Origin of the sequence: Sulfolobus sp. B1, from assembly GCF_007050195.1 — an archaeon.
Taxonomy (GTDB): domain Archaea; phylum Thermoproteota; class Thermoprotei_A; order Sulfolobales; family Sulfolobaceae; genus Saccharolobus.
The window spans coordinates 1-4,853 of sequence record NZ_QIMI01000121.1; the positions used below are offsets into that span (position 1 = coordinate 1).

Sequence of the window (4,853 nt, forward strand, 5' to 3'; positions counted from 1 at the left end):
ATAACTTAAATATGTGGGAATCGATGGCGTTATGAAGAAGCTGTGAAAGGACAGTTGTGTGATCTCCTTAGCTGTTATTGCAGTGAAATAAGATGCTGCAGCTATTCCAAAAAGAGATTTACTCTTTTTAAAGACCAATACGGGTAGGACTCCTATTATAATCGACACTAATGGAGAGAGTAATGATATTATATTTGTCATATAACAAATATAACAAGTCACTTTATAAAGTTTTCGTCCAGAATAGGGTGCACTATCAGTATAGCTTGTTCTAATCGTTTCCAAAAATTATGCCTTAAAACTAAACATTAAATTCAGTTTTATAGTGATGGAAAGAGCGACAAACCTCGCCCTTTAGGCGGGAAGGAGGTTAGTTTAAGGAAACGGTTTAGATAAATTGTTCTAGCTATCTATTATAGATGCGCAGACGATTTCAACTTTAGAACTTAATTTATTGAGAACGAATTTCCTCTTGTTTTTTCGGCATTATAGAAATAGACTTAGGCTTAAGATTCTCCTCAATTACGTTTAAGACATATAATGCGGAGTTTAAGACGTTCATGAAATAACTTTTCAGATCATTATTTTTGGCATAGATGCTAGCCTCTAATGCCGATAATGCGTTAATACTTGCCTCATCTCCAAATGCTCTAATGTCCTCTCTTAATATTTTGAACTCATTAAAAAGGTATGAGAAAACGTCATCAATACCTAGAATCTTATTCATATCTTCAATTGGTATTCCCTTCTCAGCAAAATATACGCCAAATCTTGCGATATTTTCTATTCTCTCTAAATATCTCCCAGCCCAATAGACTTTATATGCTGTACTCTTAATCAATCTGTTTCACCTCTACTATGATTTGCTTTAACCATCCCCTACCCTTCGAGATAAACGTACCAACTATTGGAGCTACATCATTATAATCTCTACCTATAGCAAACTTAACATATTGTAAATCATAGAACTTATTCCTAGTAGGATCTATAGGTATCCATCCATCCTCTGATTTTACCTCAACCCATGCATGTGTAGTCTTAGGTGTATCATTCACTAAACCCATTACGTACCTTGCAGGAATTCCAGCAGCCCTTAATATACCTATAGTTATTTGGGCGAAATCTTGACAAACTCCATAACCTAATTCGAAACTCTCATGAGCCTTAGTAGAGACATCAGTTAATCCTGTCTTATATTTTACCCTATCTTTAACCAGGTTAACTGTAGCTCTAAGGAATTCATCGAGAGTCGTATTACTTTTTAGTAATTCTGACGCAATGTTCTTAAAATAATCAACATCTATTAAGCTAGAGGAAGAGGTAAAAACTAGGTCCTCAGAGCAAGGAATTCTACAATCCTTAAATACCTTAGGATACACTTCCACCATACTCTTGCTTCTAATTATCATCTTATTATGTGGATCCAAAATCTTTTCTCTATACACTATATTTCCAAAGTTGTCCTTAAATCTTATAATATAACCTTTAGGCTCAGTCTCTAGAATCTCTTCAATTACACGTTGATTATCCCCATCATAAGGAACTATTCTCAATGTATTATCGTTAAGTATAACAACGTCCTCGTATTCATATTCTGCCTGATAAAACACCTTATATTTTAAACTACCAATACTGGTTTCACCAGCCCGCCAGATGAGTTATTCGTAACCCTACTTCCTAAAGGCGCAACTCTACTTAAAATAGTATTGGAAGCTACATCTATAAAGACAAAGAACCTTAAATCTGCATAGGTTTCATAAAAATTATCATTTATGGCTGATAATACAGTATCAAAGTTTAATAGCTCTTGAGCCATGAACTCCTCAGGATAGCTTAGAACTTCTCTTAAAATCTTCATCTTATCCTCTTCCCTTAAATCTTTGATGACGAAAGTACCAGACCCACCATAACCTTCTCTTCTCTTCAAAACCATGTTTTCAACTTTATTTATCACATCTTCCTTTGAAGCACCTAAGGGAATAGAGAAGGGTTGTCTTACTCCTTCCTTTATTCCAAAATAATCCATGATCTGGGGCATGTAACAGAAGGTTATCTTATCGTCAGCAATACCTGTACCGGGTGCATTGACTATGTTCACCCAACCTCTAAGGTATGCTTTCATCAACCCTGGGGTTAGAACGTCTAAATCTTCTATTCTTCTGTAAATAACATCTATGTGAATTTCTCCATCTAACGTCTTAGCAACTACTTCTCCATCTTTTATTACGAGATCAGACGGTTCTATGAGGAGAAGATCTAGATTGTCAGAGTAGAACTTATGCTCAAAATAGGCTGAATTTAAAGTTCCATCCGTTAGTATAGCAATTACTGGATCTCTCGTATCTGAAGCGTACTTAAGTGTTTTTCTTAATAATATTAATCCATCATCTTCTTGCTTAGGTATTGATATTGTTTTACCTAAAATTCTATTGACCAATTCAGAAGCCTTTATCGCGTAACTCATACCAGATGGTATTCTAACATTATCTTCTAGGATCAAAGGAAGTCCATTAACTTTCACAATATCTTCTCCAAAAATATACACGTATATCCCTTTTGGGGGATCAAAATCCATCATCTCTGGTCTAAAATAAGGAGAAGACGTTATGATACTTTTTGGAACAGGTGTATCTTCACCATGATAAGTGGCGTAAAGAAACTTGTTTATTGCAAGGGCTCGATTTTTCAACCCATTTGATATTTCTCTAAACTCTTGATATCGTAATATTCTCGGAATTGGATCAATTTTTATTGATCTAAAATAGGTTTGCGTGTAAAACGTAAATCCTTCTTTATACGCTAACTCATTTATTAAATCGACATACTCGAAAAAATTTGAAATTTTACCTATTTTATCTATTAAACTAGAGTAATAAGGCTCATCATACTCAAAGAAGGATCTAGCCTCAGACATCTTTCTTGGTTTAATCATTATATCATTATTTAATTTTAGTTAAAATACTATAAAAGCATTTCAGATTTTTGATTCAAAAGTTTTTAAGTATATGGGGTAAATATATTAAAAAGGTATAACCGCTTAATCAAGAATGTGCGAAATAACTGACTTCCTTCCGCTAGTCAGGCTTCATTTTTGTAAACAAAAGATAGACTACAATACTCCGAAAATTGATATTTGGCATTTAAATATAAAATTATGAAAGCTGTAGCAGAGACGTCTCTTTAAATCTAACTGGATAGTATATTTGTTATAATTTTTTGTAATTTATGAAATATAAATATAGATATCTAAGTAAATGTTTAAGCGCACAGCACTTTTAGCTCGTTATCAATTATCCTTAAAGAGGAACAAATAACCTTCCTCTCCATAGGATTATCTACCATCTTAAGTAAATAATACGCGTAATCCCTATAAGCGACATCGAACCCTTGTATTGGAATCCATTGGGCAAAGGTCTTGACATGCTGATTTATTTTTCCTCTATCTCCTCTTAAGTACTCAAATTGTATACTTAATGCATTAGCTAAATGATATTGCCCGTGTTTTTGTAGAGATTTTTGAGCCTCAGCTATTGATTTCATTGCTTTCTCTTTAACTCTTTCACTTTGTTCTATGTTAAATAGATCTAAATCGTTCACCTCATCACTTATTCTCGTCATCTCCCTAGATGCAAAATACAAATCTAAGGCTTGTACGAATCCGAAGACAACGTGTTCAGATAGCTTCTTAATAGTTTCTTCAAGGATTTCCATTACGTCTAAAGTGAAAAATGTAGTTAACGCGCCTAAAATTGGTAGGTCTTGGTTAACTACACCCTTTACCATTGATAAGAGATAATTTGCGTAATCGTACAAGGGCTGATAATAAATTGTAATTTGTTTCTCCACTTCTTTAAAATACCTCTGTAAATATTTCTTATGTTCATAATCGTAAGATCTATTGGCAAATGCTTTATACAAATAGTAAGCTGGTATACCAGCATGTAATGCCTTATCTATCTCCTTAGACGCGTCCTCATTCCCTTCATATATAAACCTATCATTCATATTAACGTAGTCCTTTGTAAGCAAAATTACTGACGCTAAAGCGTGTTTCCAACTATCCATATCAGGCATGAATGAGATGGACTTGAGCATATGATCGTAACAGTTTGCGTTAGTTAATCCGTGAACTTTTAAGGAGTAGGGGTTAATGAAGGGCGAGTCCCTAGCAAATTGAAGAGAATATAGAGCATTATTGTAATCTCCGTTACAAGCTGACTTGTAGGAAACTAACGCTAAATATAGCGGTCTTAATTCTGGGACTGCTTGTTGAAGAACTTGCTGTTCATTCATGTTTAGGTAGGGATAATAGTTTACCATATCAACAGATAGCTTAACCAAAAAATAATATTTTTCATAAGAAAAGTCGATCCTATATTAAATTAGGAAAGCTTTATCCTTTAGGGCTAAGTAGAGTTATAAAACGTTACGGCTTCCCTAGATCTATTCAATCTTAAAATTTCACATAGGAGGACTAGAGAAATCATCTATCTATCAATTACCTTTCTTATATTCTTCACTATTTCAATCTCTTGATAAGTGTAAAACGTTATAGCCTCTCCGCTTCTTCCCATTCTTCCCGTTCTTCCTACCCTATGAATATATGTCTCAATATCTCTAGGAATATCAAAATTTATTATTTTATTTACATCAATTACATCAATTCCCCTCGACGCTAAATCCGTAGCTATTAGGATATTATACTTACCGTTTTTAAATCCATAGAAGTTTCTTAATCTCACTGGCTGTGGCATTTCGCCACTGAGTAAACCAGTTCTCATACCCTTGTTATTTAGAACGTAATGTAACTTTCTAGCCCTGCTTCTAGTCCTAGTGAATATTATTACCTTCTC

At 34.0% G+C, this 4,853-nt stretch carries 5 protein-coding genes and 1 pseudogene; all 6 read right to left on the minus strand.

Features of this window, described 5'->3' with window-relative positions:
* Positions 1–201: pseudogene (locus DMP16_RS07905) on the minus strand (hypothetical protein); the annotation flags it as partial.
* 250 nt (positions 202–451) lie between these two features.
* Positions 452–841: an alpha-E domain-containing protein gene (locus tag DMP16_RS07910; protein ID WP_069283203.1), complete on the minus strand. Its 390-nt coding sequence runs from the start codon at positions 839–841 to the stop codon at positions 452–454.
* Positions 834–1,610, minus strand: coding sequence for a transglutaminase family protein (locus DMP16_RS07915; protein ID WP_255446838.1), 777 nt, complete (start codon positions 1,608–1,610; stop codon positions 834–836). Before DMP16_RS07915 ends, DMP16_RS07910 begins: the two co-directional genes overlap by 8 nt.
* An 8-nt stretch (positions 1,611–1,618) precedes the next feature.
* The gene (locus DMP16_RS07920) at positions 1,619–2,932 is read right to left on the minus strand and encodes a circularly permuted type 2 ATP-grasp protein (protein WP_143577065.1); all 1,314 of its coding nucleotides are present in this window, start codon (positions 2,930–2,932) and stop codon (positions 1,619–1,621) included.
* A gap of 326 nt (positions 2,933–3,258) precedes the next feature.
* On the minus strand, positions 3,259–4,293 hold the full coding sequence (locus tag DMP16_RS07925; protein ID WP_185957842.1) for a hypothetical protein: 1,035 nt from the start codon (positions 4,291–4,293) through the stop codon (positions 3,259–3,261).
* Positions 4,294–4,487: 194 nt separating this feature from the next.
* On the minus strand, positions 4,488–4,853 hold a 366-nt coding region (locus DMP16_RS07930), incomplete at its 5' end, for a C-terminal helicase domain-containing protein (RefSeq protein WP_185957843.1).